The 17,578-nt window shown below is 52.8% G+C and carries 12 protein-coding genes and 1 pseudogene; 7 read left to right on the top strand and 6 right to left on the bottom strand.

Translation table 11 applies throughout. The annotated features are described in order from the left end of the window. The first annotated feature begins 620 nt into the window (after positions 1-620). The gene (locus tag GSQ94_RS19185; protein WP_158945467.1) at positions 621-1,250 is read left to right on the top strand and encodes a M48 family metallopeptidase; all 630 of its coding nucleotides are present in this window, start codon (positions 621-623) and stop codon (positions 1,248-1,250) included. Between the two features lie 124 nt (positions 1,251-1,374). On the opposite strand, the gene GSQ94_RS19190 is transcribed toward GSQ94_RS19185, so the two are convergent. Then, on the bottom strand, positions 1,375-2,394 hold the full coding sequence (locus GSQ94_RS19190; protein WP_158945468.1) for a LacI family DNA-binding transcriptional regulator: 1,020 nt from the start codon (positions 2,392-2,394) through the stop codon (positions 1,375-1,377). Positions 2,395-2,980: 586 nt separating this feature from the next. Between GSQ94_RS19190 and GSQ94_RS19195 the strand changes: the two genes are divergently transcribed. The 3 genes from GSQ94_RS19195 to GSQ94_RS19205 all read left to right on the top strand — a co-directional run bounded on the left by GSQ94_RS19195 (position 2,981) and on the right by GSQ94_RS19205 (position 11,245). Continuing rightward, positions 2,981-6,484: a TonB-dependent receptor gene (locus GSQ94_RS19195; RefSeq protein ID WP_158945469.1), complete on the top strand. Its 3,504-nt coding sequence runs from the start codon at positions 2,981-2,983 to the stop codon at positions 6,482-6,484. A gap of 116 nt (positions 6,485-6,600) precedes the next feature. After that, on the top strand, positions 6,601-8,130 hold the full coding sequence (locus GSQ94_RS19200; protein ID WP_158945470.1) for a glycoside hydrolase family 28 protein: 1,530 nt from the start codon (positions 6,601-6,603) through the stop codon (positions 8,128-8,130). Between the two features lie 55 nt (positions 8,131-8,185). Then, positions 8,186-11,245 carry a beta-galactosidase gene (locus GSQ94_RS19205; RefSeq protein ID WP_158945471.1) on the top strand — a complete coding sequence of 1,020 codons (3,060 nt, stop codon included), beginning with the start codon at positions 8,186-8,188 and terminating at the stop codon, positions 11,243-11,245. A 77-nt stretch (positions 11,246-11,322) separates the two neighbouring features. Here GSQ94_RS19205 and GSQ94_RS19210 read toward each other — a convergent pair whose 3' ends face one another. Further along, complete coding sequence (locus GSQ94_RS19210) at positions 11,323-12,015, bottom strand: M24 family metallopeptidase (protein ID WP_158945472.1); 693 nt, start codon at positions 12,013-12,015, stop codon at positions 11,323-11,325. A gap of 431 nt (positions 12,016-12,446) precedes the next feature. Between GSQ94_RS19210 and GSQ94_RS21575 the strand changes: the two are divergent. From GSQ94_RS21575 to GSQ94_RS19220, 3 genes and pseudogenes are all read left to right on the top strand, one after another. Beyond that, positions 12,447-12,638 (top strand): annotated as a pseudogene (locus GSQ94_RS21575) (cytochrome c biogenesis protein CcdA); the annotation flags it as partial. Positions 12,639-12,644: 6 nt separating this feature from the next. Further along, positions 12,645-13,841: a thioredoxin family protein gene (locus tag GSQ94_RS19215; protein ID WP_254064010.1), complete on the top strand. Its 1,197-nt coding sequence runs from the start codon at positions 12,645-12,647 to the stop codon at positions 13,839-13,841. A gap of 93 nt (positions 13,842-13,934) precedes the next feature. After that, positions 13,935-14,414 (top strand): GAF domain-containing protein, encoded by a 480-nt coding sequence (locus GSQ94_RS19220; RefSeq protein WP_158945473.1) that lies wholly within the window; start codon positions 13,935-13,937, stop codon positions 14,412-14,414. A gap of 22 nt (positions 14,415-14,436) precedes the next feature. Here GSQ94_RS19220 and GSQ94_RS19225 read toward each other — a convergent pair whose 3' ends face one another. The 4 genes from GSQ94_RS19225 to GSQ94_RS19240 all read right to left on the bottom strand — a co-directional run bounded on the left by GSQ94_RS19225 (position 14,437) and on the right by GSQ94_RS19240 (position 17,513). Further along, the gene (locus tag GSQ94_RS19225; protein ID WP_158945474.1) at positions 14,437-14,778 is read right to left on the bottom strand and encodes a CHY zinc finger protein; all 342 of its coding nucleotides are present in this window, start codon (positions 14,776-14,778) and stop codon (positions 14,437-14,439) included. 8 nt (positions 14,779-14,786) lie between these two features. Next, positions 14,787-15,236: a cyanase gene (gene cynS, locus GSQ94_RS19230; RefSeq protein ID WP_158945475.1), complete on the bottom strand. Its 450-nt coding sequence runs from the start codon at positions 15,234-15,236 to the stop codon at positions 14,787-14,789. Between the two features lie 73 nt (positions 15,237-15,309). Continuing rightward, on the bottom strand, positions 15,310-16,470 hold the full coding sequence (locus GSQ94_RS19235) for an NAD-dependent formate dehydrogenase (protein WP_158945476.1): 1,161 nt from the start codon (positions 16,468-16,470) through the stop codon (positions 15,310-15,312). Positions 16,471-16,589: 119 nt separating this feature from the next. Next, on the bottom strand, positions 16,590-17,513 hold the full coding sequence (locus GSQ94_RS19240) for a LysR family transcriptional regulator (RefSeq protein WP_158945477.1): 924 nt from the start codon (positions 17,511-17,513) through the stop codon (positions 16,590-16,592). Positions 17,514-17,578: the final 65 nt, after the last annotated feature.

Genomic DNA, 17,578 nt, shown 5'->3' on the forward strand with positions numbered 1-17,578 from the left:
AGTGCTTTTGCTGCAACAGTTTACAGGGGGTGAGTGTCTGTAAAATATTCCATTCAAAGGACTTAGCTGCAAAATATTGTATCCAGGAGGGTTAGCACTGTTGTAAGGGCTTGAGAGGTGCGATATCTGTTCTACTAACCATTATAGGGAGCCAGAGATAACTCATACGCCACGCGATTGTTCTTAGTTGATGCGGGTGTTTGCGTGTTGTGGACTTGACACGGCGTTTTGCTGGTTCTTCGATGGTGTTGTGCCGCAAGCTTTGGGAGGAGTGGGTCGATCCTGCGGATGTCCAGCTTCGTGACTCGGAGGTCACTGCTGAAATGGACACCTAGAGGCGTTTGTTTATCTTGGCTGTGCCTCCCGTAAGCTGACTGTGACGCGAAGCTCGGAGGCACCAGATTCAAACTTTTCTCTGTGCATCCATAGCCCCTTGGAAGATCTTGCCGACGTAAGCCTCTGGAGAAGTCCCCACAACCTTCGCTGAGATGACCGAGAGCGCAGGCATTTCCTCGACGCAATCGGCCTCCCCACGAAGCCTTGAAACTCGATCCTGAATTCGAACCTTCTATCGTCCATCTAGGGGAGCCTACTACCAGCTCGGACAGAATCAGGATGCGGTGCGAGAGTACCAACGCTACATTCATATCGCCGGCAACAGCGATGCAAAGGCAGTCGGCTATGGAGATCTAGCCGTCGTCTACAGCACCATGAATAGGGCCTCCGAAGCACGCAACGCTGCGGCTGACGAATTGCGTTACAACAACAACTCTGTATGGGACTCCCTTGTCTTTGCCTTGGAAGATCACCGCTTCGATCGCGCAGACGCGCTCAGGAGACGACTCCTGGTGAGTGTGCCGAATCCAGAGCGAGGCTCGCCGCCCGATCTACGCATGGCATTCTTCTATCGCGGCTATCTTGCCTTGAAGAACGGAGATTCACCCGCTGCGATAAGTTATTTCAAGTCTGCACTCGAACATCTCCCGCCATCTTCCGGCATAGACTCTCACGAGGATTGCCTCGCGAACGCCTACCTGGATCTGGGTATGCTCCCAGAAGCTCTTGCCGAGTACCATCGCATTTTGAAACTCAATGCGAACTATCCTCTCGGTTATTTCCACCTCTGGCAGACATACAGCAGGCTTCATGATGCCCCCGCTGCCGAAGACGCTTTCCGGCACTTTCTCAGCTCTGTTCCTTCAGCCGACCAAGATAGTCCCCAGGTACATGAAGCACGTCAGCCGGTTTAGACCTCCGAATAATATTCAGCGTAGAGAGATAATTCTGTACAGCGCGATAACGATACCTTAGGCCACGATACCTTTGCATGCAGACCCTTGGCCATGATCGGCACCAGGATGCCAACACCGATCTTTAATTTCCTGGAACTGCTCTCGCAGGGCCGCGACGGTTGCAGCCACACGACTGTCGAATCACTAATTCCACCGGCATTACAATCTGCTGGCCAGATAGAGAAACTTCCTTATGCTCTAATCTCGCGAATAGCAGCTCCGCGGCTACTCGGCCAAGCTCATGCGAAGGTTGCCGAACGACCGTAATGGCAGGCACGAAGATGTCGGCCATCTCCCAGTCGTCAAAGCCGATGAGAGCAATATCGTCTGGGATCCGAATGTTCAGTTTAGAAAACGCATGCAGTGCGTGTCGCATAACGAAGTTGTTGCTCACAAAGAATGCCGTGGGTTTTTTGCGCCCTGACATCGCTTTCTGGATAAGGACACGTGTCGCCTCTTCCGTGACGCCCCCAAAGTACTGATCTGGAATCAGGTTAAACCGCATCATTGCTTTCTTATAACCTTCGTGGCGTGCGCGAATGGTGTAGACCTTGTTGGAAAGTCCTAAGCAGCAGATTCTTTTATGTCCATGATCAATGAGATGCTTCACCGCCTCGATCGCGCCCTGCTGGTTCTCTACCAAAACGCTATTGAAGCGCTGGCCACGAATTGGGCGATCAAGTGTGACGATATGAGTCGAGTGGAACTCCGGCCGATCAAAACTTGATTTTCCGATCGCTGCCGGTATGACAGCAAGCCCTTCGACGTGATTCAGCACCATTAGATTTGCCTCGGTGAATTCGATACCGGCGTCCTCGTCGGAGGTGCTGACATTTACGGAATAATGATGTTGCTTGGCTACAAGACTGATGGCATGAGCGCAAGTCGCGAAAAAGGGATCGTAAAAGTTAGGGACAATGATGCCAATGGAGTTCGACTTCGCTTGGCGCAAAGAACGCGCTACCGGATTCGGCTGATAACTAAGTCTCTTGATCGCCTGATAAACCCTGGCCTTGGTTCCCTCGTTGACAGGGGCACTCCCGTTAAGAACCCGGGACACAGTCATAGTGCCTACGCCTGCCAATTTCGCTACATCGCTCATCTTTGCTTTTCTAGCCAACAATAGAACCTCTTTTCAAAGCGGCTCCAGACTAACGTGTGTTTGCGCCTGCGTTAAGCAAAAAAGACAAAAGTTGCTTAAGAGCCAGGATCGTAACCCAATAAGATTGCTGGCTGTCCGTGTAAAACTATCCTGCAATCGGTCAACATTTTGAACGCAATTTAATCTTCCAATCCAACGCTCAAGCGGAAGCTTCGGAAAGCCTGCTCCGATATCGATATCAAGACGGTCTTTAGATTTCGGCTTGCTCAGCCCCCTGCAGTGAGTTTTTGTTTAAGACGTTTCGTTGGGCTTGGAGTTGAAGGAGTTGTTCAAAAAAAGCGATATTTGCTGGAAGTTTGAGCTTCACCCGTGACCCGGATGGTTTTAGAATCAGACGTTTCATCCGTCGTCAAAAAAGTTACAACTTTCTTGTTGACAGAAATCCGTCATCAGTCTTATCGTTCGTCGGTCAGCTGATATCGATATCATGAAAATCCTAATCAGACTGATGCACCTACGACAGACGGAGCCGACGTTGAAACTGCCGGCTTCTCAACAACTGGAAGTGAACTCTACGAGGACAGAGATGACGATCAAAAAACTTGTGCTGTTAAGCGCCCTGTTGTGCGGGCCAATGTTTGCCCAGAGTCCCACCGGGGCTCTGCAAGGTGTTGTCTCTGATAGCACTGGCGCTGTTATTCCTAACGCGAAAGTAACGATAACTGAGACGGCTACCAACTCTTCGAAGGTGCTCACTACTGACAAAAGCGGGCGCTTTCAGGCACCCCTACTTCCTCCTGGAACATATAGCGTTCAGGTCTCCGCGCCAGGATTCAAACAAGGACGACAAGACAATATCAACGTTGAAGTGTCGGAGAACCACCCTGTCGATTTTGCGCTCTCCCCTGGCGGAGATAACCAGACAGTTGAGGTCTCGACGACTGCGAACCTTGAGATCGATACCTCCTCAACGGGTGCGGTGATCACCGAGAAAAGAATTGTCGATCTTCCCCTTAATGGCCGCAATCCTTTCGATCTCGCTGGTCTGGCTCCAGGTGTGAATATTACAGGCAACTCGAATGGTGCGTCGACGCCACACATCTCAGGTTCGCGTAATGCAAACAACGAGCAGCTACTAGACGGGCAGACGAACATTCTTCCTGAAAACAATGTTGGCAACAGTTCTAGCGCCTACACTCCTATCGTCGACTCCGTACAGGAGTTCAACGTGCAGACTAGCGTCCTTCCGGCCGAGTACGGACGATTTTCAGGAGGGGTAATTAGCCTTATCACAAAGTCTGGGAGCAACCAGCTTCATGGCACAGGCTTCATCTTTGCAAGAAATTCTATATTTGACGCCCGGAACTACTACAACAACGGCGACGTCCCGCCGGTTAGCCGTTATCAGGAGGGCGGAACTCTCGGTGGCCCACTGGTCATTCCTCACGTGTACAACGGTCATAACCGCACTTTCTTTTTCATTGCTTACGAAAAATCGAATCTTACTCATGGCGACACCGCAAACTTTTTGGTGCCGACAGTTGCAGAACGCGGTGGCGACTTCTCTGCCTCAGGCTCAACGATCTACGACCCAACGACGGTGACCTCCTCCATCGACCCAAAGACCGGAGCCACTATTTACAACCGCACACCATTTTCTTACCAAGGCAGACAGAATGTGATCGATCCCGCCCGGTTCAGCAAGGTCGCGATTGCCTCACTCGCCTATTATCCATTGCCGAATGTGGCTGGGAATGGTTATAACTTCACCTCCACCGGAACCGATACGGATAGCTATTATCACTTTGACACGAAGATTGACCACAACTGGACTCCAAACTGGCACACCTTTGTTCGCTTCTCTCATTATGCTGATTTCAATGTGCCGTTCAGTGACTTCAACAATGTTGCCTCTGAAGGATATGGAGGCCCAACGACTTCCGGCTCTTACAGTCTCTCTTATGACAACACCTTCACCTTCTCGCCCACACTTTTGGGAGAAGTTCGCTATGGCTTGAGCCGCTCGTCCTCAGTACGTTTACCCTTCGGAGGGTCGTTCCCCCTTACCAGCCTCGGGTTCCCTCAAAATCTTGCTACTGTCGCGAATGTGCAAGTCTTTCCTAACTACAACTTCGGGAATGGCTTCTCGAGCCTAGGTTCAAGTGGCTATGTCGCTCTCCTGGAAAATCCTCTTGCGCACGATGTGAACGCGAGCATCATCAAGATCACTCATGGAAATTCTCTTAAGTTCGGCGGTGAGTTCCGAAAACTATTCCTGAACTTCCACCAGTACGCTCAGCCTTCGGGGACCTACACTTTTGGACAGAGTTGGACGCAATCTCAGCTCAATAACAACCAAGGCAGCTCCGACGGCAACAGCTTCGCCGACTTTCTGCTCGGGCTGCCCGAGAATGGAAACATTACTCACGACATCACTACGGCACAGGCTTCTTCGTACTTCGCGCTGTATGCCCAAGATGATTACAAAGTGAACAGTCGGCTCACGCTTAACGCTGGCCTGCGTTGGGATGTGGAACTGCCCCGCACGGAGAGGCGCAATCAATTCTCCTATTGGGACATCAACGCAGCGTCTCCCATTCAGGGGGCTGTCACAGCAACGAATGTTTCCAGTACCATCTGTCCGGCATGCTCTAATCTTCGCGGAGCGCTGAACTTCGTTGATCAGCCCGGCTCACCTTATGGCCGCAGACAGGCTCCCACGCAGTGGAAGGGATTCGCTCCCCGGGTTGGGGCGTCTTTTTCTGCTAATGAAAAGACTGTCATCCGCGCTGGATTTGGGATTGTCTATGCCCCTTCTTCTCTGCAGGCGGCAGGTACTACTGGCGACGCCGGCACACAAGGTTTTGCGGGTCAGACTAACTTCTCCTTCACCCATGATCAGGAACAGACCATCAATACAACTCTTGATAATCCAGCCAAAGATGGTTTCAGCTTGCCACAGGGTGTGGCAGGCGGCCCAGGGACGTACCTGGGAAATGCTATTGGAGATTCTTTCTTTAGTTCGGTACGTAACCCCTACTCCATCCAAACGAATTTCAACGTTCAAAGATCGTTGCCGCTCAACACTGTTCTCGAAGTTGGCTACGTCGGTAATCGCGGCCTTTTCCTCCCTGACGGCGATCCCGGTACGCCTTACGATCAACTGACCACAAACTACCTTGCACTCGGCGATCATCTCTTCGACCAGATTGCAAACCCCTTCTACGGAATCATCACAACCGCCGGTTCGAACCTTTCCAATCCCACTATCTCTCGGAATCAATTGCTTCGCCCATTCCCGCAATATTCGAATGTATCGTCAGTGCGCAAACCGGATAAACAGTCCAACTATCAGGCTCTCACGGTGAAGGTCGACAAACGGTTCTCACAAGGCCTTACCGTCCTCATCGCATTTACCGGATCGAAGACCCTCGACACGGCTTCAGCTGCTGTAAATTATCTTGGACCTCAAAGCGCTACTTTCGCGAACCAGTACAATCCGAACGGAGAGTACGCCGTATCGGCTTATGACGTATCCCGACAGTTGGTCTCGAGCTTCTCTTACGAGCTTCCGTTCGGGCGCGGTCGTCACTTTTTGTCAGGGTTGAACGGAATCGGCAATGTATTGCTTAGCGGCTTTCAGGTGGACGGTATCGTCAACTACAACTCAGGCACTCCCGTTGTGCTCGGCGCACTTTCGTCGGACAAGACCGGCCTCTTAGGAGGAGGTCAGCGTCCGAACCAGGTGCTTCAGAGTGCGAAGCTATCTCATCAAACGAACAATGAGTGGTTCAATACCGCAGCCTTTGAACTGCCGGACCAGTTTGTCATTGGCAATGCACCGCGCACGTTGCCGAATGTACGAAATCCGGGCTTTACCAATGCGGATCTTTCGATCTTCAAAAACACTTACATCGGCGGTAAGGAGCGTTACAACCTGCAGCTTAGGCTTGAAGCGTTCAACGCGCTCAACCATCCCTATTTTGCGGCTCCAGATGCAACCTTTACAGACGGTTCGAACTTCGGCAAGGTTACCGGGACCAACGGCGATCCGCGCGATGTTCAACTTGCAGCGAAGTTCATCTTCTAATAAGCAATGATAAGACCGGCCCTGAAGGAATTTCCCCTTCGGCCCGGCCCTATCATTGCTACTGATCCTACGGGCAACATCCAATACTCGGTTCGAGAACCCCTGAAATTCAATCCATGGTCTTAGAAGCATTTCGGTCGCGCTTAATAAATCGTCGCCAGTTTGCTGGGCAGTTGAGCGCCGCAATCTCGATCGCTGCCACGTCACCCCTCCTGGGGCAGTCCGCAGATCGGCCCTCACCCTGGGATCCAATCGCCTTCGGTGCATGCGGCGATGGCCGCGCAAACGACACAGACGCTCTGCAGCGGACGATAGATGCGTGCGCTGCCAAAGGTGGAGGAATCGTAGCTCTTCCCGCGGGGCATGCGTTCCTAAGCGGCACGCTCATTCTGCGCCCCCATGTAGAGTTTCACCTCACGGGTGGCAGCAGGTTATTGGCCAGCCCGAATCGTGATGACTTCCGCACCCTCGGCGCTCTCTTTTTCGCAAAGGATTCGGCAGACATTCACGTCAGCGGCACCGGAACTATCGACGGCAACTTTCCTGCTTTCTTTCCACCAAAAGGGCCCGAGGGCTACTCCGTTCCGCAGCCCTTCCTGGGACCCTATGATCCTCTTTACGACTCTTCTTTCAGAAACCCACCCGATGGCCGACCAAGGATGATTCTCTTTGTGAACTGTCGCGGCGTGAAGCTGGAATCCTTTACCATTCGCGATAGTCCCACTTGGACGATTCATACAGTAGGCTGCGAAGACCTTCATATCTCAGGTATCTCCATCCTCAACAGTCTCGATGTTCCAAACTGTGACGGCATCGACATCGACCACTGTCGACAGGTTCGCATTGAAGGCTGCAATATCGTCGCCGGAGACGATTGCCTCGTGCTAAAAGCTTCGCGCAACTTCGGTGAATATGGACCTTCTGAAGGCATCACGGTGACGAACTGTACCCTTGAGTCTTCCTCTGCAGGGATTAAGATTGAGACGGAGGGACCGTACCCTCTTCGATCCGCAGTCATCAGTAATTGCTCGATTGTGCGCAGTAACCGCGGCATTAGCTTTCTCAACAGAGATGGCGCCACCGTCGAAGACCTGCTGTTCACCGACCTGATCATTGAAACCAAGATGCGAGCCATCAAGTGGTGGGGATCGGGCGAACCTATTGCCGTGTCGAGTCTGCCCCGCACGGCCGGAGGCTCCGCAGGTACGGTTCGTGGTATTCAGTTCGCGAATATTCAATGCAGGAGTGAAAGCGGAATTTATCTGCGAGGAATGCCAGCAGCCCCTCTTCGAGACATTAGCTTTCGCGGAGTCGAGCTCTCAATCGCTAAAACAACGCCCGTCGACGGAGGATTCTACGACATGCGTCCGGGAGATGCATTCGGAAAGAGCGGTTTGGACAAGCGAGATACCGCCGGCTTCTTCGCCGCAGATGTAGATGGGCTGCGACTCGACGATATCAACGTTCAATGGTCAGGGACAATCCCTAGTTATTACGGTGCAGCCTTCGAGCTGCACTCCTGCTCAAACGTATTGATGGACGAACTCACAGGACAGGCTGCTCACGCCAAGCAGGCTCCCATGCTGTTGAAAAAAGTAAGTTACGCTAAAAACCTCACGTCCCCGTGCTCACCGGCAAGTCCATAACAACTGGTGCAGAGAGCCGAAGTACCATCGCAGAGTTGTACTCAGGAGGTTCGTTGTGAAGAGCATTTTTGCAGTTTGCGTTCTGGCAGCGTTTTCAAGTGTTCTTCAAGCGAAGACCGTAGTGTTTTGGCAACCTGGTTTTCCAACTGTGGCCAGCGAGCAAGTAGATCAGGCTTCACTGCGCACTGCCCTCAGCGAAATAGATCCAGAGTTTGCCGACATCTCCACTCTGAACGAACCCGAAACTCTCTCCAACGCGGACTTGCTTGTTCTACCTTACGGCTCTGCTGTACCGGCAGATGCCTGGAAGACCATACAGAAGTATCTCGAGACCGGAGGAAACTTGCTGCTCCTGGGGGGAGAGCCGCTGCACGTTCCGGTGAGCATGACCGCACACGGTTATGAGGCAGCCAGACCGCAGGACAGCTATGCGCGCGTGCTAGGGCTGCGCCATGTTTACGAGGTTCCGATGCCGAAGGATACATCCTTCACCTGGAGATCGGGCTATAACTTTGGGCCCCCGCCACAGATAAGAGCGAAGCGTTTCTTCGCCGTTGAAGGCCGCCTGAACGGTCTCGGCTACATGAAAGATTCAACTGGGCAGCTTGTCGCCGCTCCGGTGATCGTGATCGATCATGCGAATGGTCCCATGCGCGGAAGTCGAAGTGTTGCATTGGACTTCACACCGGAACCCGGCTACTGGTCAAGTCCGGACGGGGTCGCACTCATTCGGCAGTCGGCCGCCTATGCACGTCAGGGAGCAACGCTATTCTCCGTGGAGTCTCTTTTCTCTCTGCTCCGTCCCGGAGAGTCGCCGCAACTAAGCTTGCATCTTCTTCGCCAAGCGGCGCATCTGGAGGACGGCGAAGCAAAAGTGGAACTCCTGTCGAATGGTAAGTCTATCGAATCCATTACGCTTCGACTCTCCGCAGCCGATACGATCGAGATGCCAATCTCCTTTCACATGCCGCTTGCTCCCGGCTTCTATCAGATCGCGGCTACCTACACTCAGCATCAGCAGCTTCGCGAGTTCTACCAAAACGGGATCTGGGTGTCGCCTCCGGATGCTTTGCAAAGCGGTCCTTCCCTCGGGGTGCACGGCGACTTTCTGACTAGGGACGGAGTGCCCTTCTTTCCGGTCGGGACAAACTACTTCACCACGGAAGAGAATGGCTGGGACTTTTCGGGTCCACGAAATGCCGCCATATGGGAGAAAGACTTCGCGGAGATGGAAGCCCACGGCGTCAGTTTCGTACGTACCGGCGTGTGGATGCCCAATGCCAGGTTTATCGATGGCGATCTGGGAGGCGCAAACGAACGCTTTCTGCGCAATCTCGAAGCATATTTACTGTCCGCTCAGCGGCACAAGATCGCCGTCAATTTCACATTCTTCGCCTTCTCTCCAAAGTCGGGAAATCAGAGACAGGACAACAGCCCCGTTGCCGCTCCCAATCCATTCCTTAATCGAGATTCAGTGCGTGCCCAGCAGGCGTATGTCCGCTCGGTCGTGGAGCGCTTTCGCGACGTTCCCTGGCTCTCCTGGGATCTGATCAACGAGCCGAGCTTCTCCAATCCTGCCCATATCTTTAAGGGAAACTACCCAAACAATGATCCCGATGAAATCGCTGCATGGCACAATTGGCTGCGACAACACTATGTAACTCTTACAACACTGGCGGATGCCTGGTCTGTCACACCCGAGCAACTTGGCGCGTTCGATAACATCCCGCTTCCATCGATAGCAGACTTGAACTATGAAAGATACGGAAATCCAGCACAGGTCCGAGCACTTGATTACAATCTGTTTGCGCAAGACTCCTTCACCGGTTGGGTCAGATCGCTCGTCTCTACCATTCGAAACACAGGAAGCATCCAACTGATCGATGTCGGGCAGGATGAAGGTGGCGTCACCGATCGTGTGCTTAACCAGTTCTATGCCAACGCGGGAGTTTCGTTTACAACCAACCATACTTATTGGCGAGATGATGCCTTACTTTGGGACTCGGTTGTCGCAAAACGTCCTGGCATGCCCAACATTACCGGAGAAACTGGCTATCAGCCGGCATGGGCCCCGGATGGAACATGGCGCTACGACGAGCTCACCGGCTTGGGCTTGACGGAGCGCAAGTGGGCTCTTGGGTTCGCTGACGGTAGCAGCGGAGCCATGCAGTGGGATTGGGCGAGAGAAGTGGACTTCGGTATGCAGCGAAGTGACGGATCGGCCAAACTCTGGGAGAACATGATGCGCGACTTCGGACGCTTTAGCGCGGCCGTGTCTCCCCATGCCACCGCCCTGATTCAACCTCAGATCGCAATCGTCATTCCCCAATCCATGCAAATGTCTGTGTTGAATTCCTATGCGTTGGAGGCTCAGCAGAATGCTGTTCGCGCCCTGTATCAAGAGGCTCACGGGCAAGCGTATGCCGTCGGTGAGTATCAAATCGACAAGCTGGGAGATCCGAAGCTCATCTTGCTTCCCTCGCCGATGGGGCTCACGGAACAGGCATGGAGCGCTATAGAGCACAGGATACGTGAAGGAGCCACCTTGCTGGTCACAGGGCCTTTTGATGGCGATGCTCATCTTCATCCAACCCATCGTCAGGACGAAATTGGCTTGCATTACACCACGGAGCCGCTGGGTCTAAGGGAGCAGAGGGTGCGTTGGCCGGGCGGCGATGATCTTTACACCTTCGGTGGTCAACTGACGACCGTGCTGATGAGTGCGAGGCTCGACGATGGGAAAGAATGGGACGAGGTGCAGCTCGGCAAGGGCAACATCCTCTTCTCTTCCCTTCCTTTGGAGCTAGGCGCAAATCTGCAGGCGCTCGGTCGCGTGTACTCCTATGGGATGCAGAAGGCAAAGGTATCGCCAGACTTCACAACTGCCCAAAACGATCCAGGAATTCTGATCTGTCCAACATCCTATCCTGACGCCACCCTCTATGTTCTTACCTCCGAGACACAACAGCGCACAATTACGTTTCGAGACAGTCGCAGTGGCAAAAACTTTTCGGGCGATTTGGCGCCTGGGAGGGCGGCTATGCTCTTGGTAGAAACTAATGGAAGATTGATCGCAAGCTACCATTGGTCCACCCTGCCTTCAAGCGAGAAATAAATGCGGAATTCGTGATATTTCGGATATTGGAGTAAATTGCCCACCAGAATCAAAGCTGCGTTGCGATCCCAATCGATCTAGTCAATGGTGAGCAATTCTTCAAAGAAGCCGCCAATTTCTCGCTGCCGGTCCACGAAGTGAATCTCTAGAATCCAATGCCGGTTTTGTCCTTTTTCATCAAGCGAGCGCATAGTCAAAGAACTTTTGGGATGAACATAGAGGGTCACCTTATCGTCAGCGATCCTTTCATGCGGAAACTGACCGATGAGATGTCCTGCAATGACTCCGCCGAACTCCCAGCCATACTTCTTCGCGAGAGACTGAGTGTAGGCGAAGAGTTCATTACTCTTGATCGTAGGATTTTCATGAAAGTATCGCTTCCCTTCAGCAAATGCCAGCTCCACATCCTTTTTGATCTTGAGTTTTGCGGGATTGTCTCCGATCACGAAGGTGCGTCCGAAATCTGCTTCCCATTCTTCAAAGACCGGACCAAGATCGAGGAAGAGAATGTCGTCTGAGCCGATCATCCTATCGGGTGGATTGTCTGCGTAAGGAAACAGGGTATTTTTTCCCGCGCGAACGATTCGCTTGTGCCAATAGATTTTAATGCCGTACATCTCTTCGGCCAAGGCGTATATCTCGGCGTTCAGTTGCCCCTCCGTGATGCCTGGACGAATTAAGCCCACGCGCTCTACTTCGTGAAACAGGGCTTCCGCTTGATTCTGGGCAGATTTGAGTTCTTCGACCCGCTTTACCTCCGCTGTCATCATGAGTTCTCCAATCTAGGCCAAATCTTGTAACGTACTTATAGTTATAGCGTCACATCGCTGGAGATCGGAAGTCTTATGATTTTGTTCGTCCTTGCGTTTTTTGGTGGTGTTCTCACCATTTTGAGCCCGTGTATATTGCCTATTCTGCCTTTTACCTTCGCGCGGGCTGACCAACCATTTCGGAAGTCCGGACTACCTCTCCTACTGAGCATGGCGGTTACATTCTCTGTCGTCGCGTCTCTCGCTGTAGTGGGAGGCTCCTGGCTCGTTCGTGCAAACCAGTATGGCCGCATCATGGCCCTTCTTGTTTTTTTGCGATCCTCGGCCTGTCGCTTCTATGGCCCGCTTTTGCGGAACGGCTTTCACGACCTTTTGTTCAGTTGGGAAGCCGTCTGACGAACTCGGCTTCGTCCGATTCGCGTGGTGGCGTATTGCAATCGTTGTTACTCGGCGTTGCCACTGGCTTGCTATGGGCACCCTGCGCGGGGCCAATTCTTGGATTGATTCTCGCGGGCGCTGCGCTTCAAGGAGCGAGCGCTCATACAACGTTGTTGTTACTGACATACGCCCTTGGCTCAATCACTTCGCTTGCTATAGCTCTGCTCGCAGGAGGACGAGTCTTCGCCGCAATGAAGCGCTCTCTGGGAGCAGAAGAATGGATACGGCGCATCCTCGGCGTCGCGGTGCTTGCTGGAGTAGCGATCGTCGCCCTGGGGCTGGATCGCGGCATCCTGACGAAGCTTTCGCTCGGTAGTACCTCCAGCATTGAACAAGGGCTTCTCGACCGATTTCATCCCAGGCCAATCGATAAATCATCAGACCAGATGATGATGACCAAGAGCACCGTCGCAGGAGCTGCACAAGGGCCTGTACTAGCTGGTCTGTCAGGAGCGACGGACTGGATCAACTCGCCGCCCTTGAATGCTGATCAGCTCAAAGGTAAGGTCGTCCTGGTCGATTTCTGGACGTACTCCTGCATCAACTGTCTGCGGACCCTGCCTTATATTGAGGCGTGGGCACAGAAGTACAAAGATAACGGCCTCATCGTAATCGGAGTCCATACGCCGGAGTTTCCTTTCGAAAAAGATCTTTCCAACGTCAAGAAGGCCGTGAATGACCTTGGCATTACCTATCCCGTAGCAATGGATAACAACAACAAGATATGGAACGCCTTCAGCAATGAATACTGGCCGGCCCATTACTTTATTGATGCGACTGGTAAGGTGCGCTATCACCACTTTGGAGAGGGAAACTACGATGAATCCGAGCGCTGTATTCAGGATTTACTGAAGGAGCGAGATACGCAACAGACCTTACCGGGAGGGATAGTCAATGTCCAGGCGCAAGGAGCTGAAGCGGCTCCCGATATGGATGAGGTGCGGTCACCGGAGACATATGTAGGCTATGAGCGGGCGCAGCACTTTGCGTCGCCTGGGGGTCTGAATCAAGACGATGCGCAACTCTATTCGATTCCACAGCACCTCGAACTCAATCAATGGGCTTTGGCTGGAAGATGGACAGACCAGGGTCAGATCGCGGTACTTGGCTCCGCGAAGGGACGGATTGCCTATCGGTTCCACGCTCGCGATTTACATTTGGTCTTAGGACCATCGGCCGATGGCAAGCCAGTCCGTTTCCGTGTGACCATAGACGGCAAGGCACTTGGCGTTAACCACGGAGTTGATGCGAACGACGAGGGGGATGGAGTGGTCACCGAGAACCGTCTATATCAGTTGGTACGGCAAAAAGGCGCGATCAGTGACCATACCTTCACAATCGAATTTCTGGATCCTGGGGTTCAAACCTTTGCCTTCACCTTCGGGTAAGCAGTCTCATTACGCAATATCGACTGCGCTCAAATCCGGTATGAGTTCGACGATATTGCGATTCTAAAAGTCTACTTGAGCGACAATAGAGATATGGCTCATGCACCGTTTCAAGAGATCCTTAGCGAGATTGAAAGATTTAACACGACCTCTGATAGTGTTCTTGCTTTGCAGGAGTTCACTGTCCGCCTGATAGCGACGAAACTGTCTTACTGCAACTGGGTCGGCTTCTACATGCTGGACCCGAATGATGCGAATGTTCTTGTCCTCGGACCATTTCACGGGGCGCCGACTGACCACGTTCGTATTCCCGTTACGGAGGGCATTTGTGGTGCTGCGGTTGCCCAGGGTCAGACCGTTATCGTAGAGGACGTCTCTGCCGACCCTCGTTATATCTCTTGCTCTATCGAGACGAAGTCAGAGATTGTCGTCCCAATTCGCATGCAAGGCGAGATTGTTGGCGAGATCGACATCGACAGCCATGATCTCAGTGCGTTCGGGACGGAGGACCGAATTTTTCTGGAGGAGTGCGCCGGAATCATCGGTAAGTCCATGGAAAAGAAGCACGCCTAGCCGAGAGACGAGTGCGCGCCGCTTAAGTAGGCTCGCCGAAATAAAAGTGATAATGATTTCGGCAGCCGGGGTTAAACGCCGCGCTGCAAACGGGACACTTGTAACCGGTTTCCATATACTCCGCAATGCTCAGCTCTGCTCCGCAACTGCCACAGAGGACTGCCTCGCAGTCCCATCTCTCCTTAGGCCAGACTTTGATCGGATGGTCCGCCAACTCCTCGTGACAGTCCTTGCAGGCGTAGTAGATCCCGCAGCACATCATCTTGATCGCTATTATGTCGAGCGCTGAACGGTAGTGAAGGCAGCGTGTCTGAGCATCAAGTTCGACGCCGCGCACTTCTTTCGCATTTTTTTGTCTATGCATCCGTCAAATCAGTATCGCCCGAATGGAAGGAATTTTCCAGACATGCCGATCTTGACCCGGTCCCCCTTGGGATTCGGCTCACGCTCTATCTGCATGTTGAAGTCGATGGCGCTCATGATGCCGTCGCCAAACTCTTCTTCGATGAGGACCTTCCACGTCGTCCCGTACGTCTGGACGAGTTCATAGAAGCGATAGATGAGAGGGTCGGTGGGCGGCATTCCAGAGGACGCACCACGATATGGTGACTCTGTCAGCATGACAGTTTCGGCTTCGGTCAGGCCTAGCAGTCCCGCAGCTTTTTCGGCTTCGGTCTTCGTGAGGGTCATCTGGCCGAGCAGGGCTGCGGTGTACAAAACCGGCGATCCATTACCAATTGCCGACGCAATCTCTTTCCAGCTCAGTCTATTGTTTCGCTTCTTCTCTTGAATCTTCTGTGCGAGTTCTTCGCGTGTAGCCATTGCAATCTCCCATTAGCAACTGAGATGGGCGAAGACAGACTCCGCCCACTCTTGTCTTCAGCGTGACATTGATCTACTTGTTGACAGTGTACGAGTGAGCGCCAGTACCGGCGAGTTTGCCTCCATTGACGATCAGGTATTCGTCGCGGATTGGACGTTGCTCGAACCAGCACTCCAATATCTCCCGTGTACCGGCTGCGTATCGAGTCTGTGCGGAGAGTGAGGTTCCGGAGATGTGCGGCGTCATACCGTGATGAGGCATGGTGCGCCACGGGTGATCCTTCGGCGCGGGCTGGGGAAACCAGACATCGCCGGCATAGCCTGCAAGCTGGCCGCTCTCGAGCGAACGGACGACGGCATCGCGATTACAGATCTTGCCTCGTGCCGTGTTCACAAGATATGCCCCTCGCTTCATCTTCCCGATCAACTCATCATTGAACAGATCGAGAGTGCCTGGATGGAGGGGAGCATTAATTGTGACAACATCGCACACTTTGACCATATCTTCCACACTCGGATGGAAGGTGAGACCGAGTTCTGTCTCGACACTCTCAGGAAGGCGGTGCTGATCGAAGTAGTGCAGCTTCACATCGAACGGCTTGAGGCGCTTGAGAACTGCAAGACCAATGCGACCGGCTGCAACTGTGCCGACATTCATTGCTTCCAGATCATAGGAGCGCTCTACGCAGTCGGCGATATTCCATCCGCCCTTGAGGACCCACTCGTGCGATGGAATGTAGTTGCGTACCAGCGAAAGAATCATCATAACCACATGCTCCGAGACGCTAATGCTGTTGGAGTATGTGACTTCGGCAACGGTGATGCCATTTTTGATGGCGGATTCGAGATCAACATGGTCAGAGCCGATGCCCGCAGTGATCGCGAGCTTTAACTTCTTTGCTTTCGCGATTCTCTCTGGTGTCAAGTAAGCGGGCCAGAACGGTTGCGAGATGACGATCTCTGCGTCCGCTAGTTCGCAGTCGAACACCGAATTTTCGCCTTCCTTGTCGGACGTCACGACCAGCGTGTGGCCGAGACCCTCAAGATACTTGCGAAGGCCAAGTTCACCGGAGACACTGCCGAGCAGTTCGCCCGGAATGAAGTCGATTTGCTTGGGGGTGGGAGCGGTCTGTCCGCCTGGATAGACGTCGATCTTGGGAACGTCGTTGCGTGCGTAGGTCTTGGGATACCCATTGATTGGATCGTCGTATAAAACACAGAGAATCTTTGCCATTTGCTTCCTCCACTTACAGAAGCAACGATGTCAAAGCGCAACAACGATGGTCAAACAAGAGACTTCAATCGGCCAATCGACGATCTCGATCATTATTGCAGCCGTGTAAATCAAGAAGTCTATGATGTGATCGACTTGAGTTGGCGAACGATCTCGTGGTTCATATTCGACTGCTTCGCTACGTCTAGAAATGCACGCGCAACAGGAGGCAACGGATCACGGTCGGATGCAACCAGACCAACGTTGTGCGAGGCGTCAGGCTCAACCAGCGCCAGCGCTTTGAGCCCCTCCATCTTGCCGATGAGAGACAGAAAGGAGTTAGGCACCACCGTAGACCACTGCCCGAAACGAAGGTGTGACCACAGGGTGATAAGAGAATTCGTCTCGATGGGAGAGTGAACCTCAGCACCCACCTGATGAAAATGAGCGTCGATGATGCGGCGGTTTTGCATATCGGAGGTAAGCAGACACAACGGAAAAGCAGCGGCTTCCGACCAAGTGATCTTGTTCCGATCTGCCATCAGTTCATTCTCTTGTGTGAGTAGAACATAGCGTTCTGTGTAGAGCTGGAAGCGGCGGACCCGGGCCAGTGGTTCGTTGTCGAGGTATGTCATACCAATATCCAGACTAAAATCGTCGAGACCTCGCTGAATCTCAATTGAAGTCAAAGAACGAATGATGATGTTAGTCTGCGGATGAAGTTTTGCGAACGGAGTTGTGAGCAGCGCGATGACCGGTAGAGTCACAGGGATCGCGCCGATCTTCAGTTGACCAGTAAGTCCGCTCCGCATTTCAGCAAGATTCTGCCGGAGGCTTTGATAATCCGTGATGACGTGCTGGGCCCACTCAAGAACTTTGTCACCTTCAGGAGTCAGCCCGACAAACCGCTGCCCCCGCTCTACCAAAAGAACCCCAAGGCTTTCTTCCATTTGCTTGATCCCGGCCGAAAGGGTTGATTGGGTTACATGACAGGAGGCGGCTGCACGTGCAAAGTGTTTTTCTCGTGCAAGAGCCGCCATGAACTCAAGATGTCGAATGATCATTCGTGAAATTGGTCTCGGTTTAAATCATATAGTTTAGTGTCGTTGCCGGTATATTTAGCTCCATA

The sequence above is a fragment of the Granulicella sp. S190 genome, from assembly GCF_009766095.1.
Lineage (GTDB): Bacteria > Acidobacteriota > Terriglobia > Terriglobales > Acidobacteriaceae > Edaphobacter.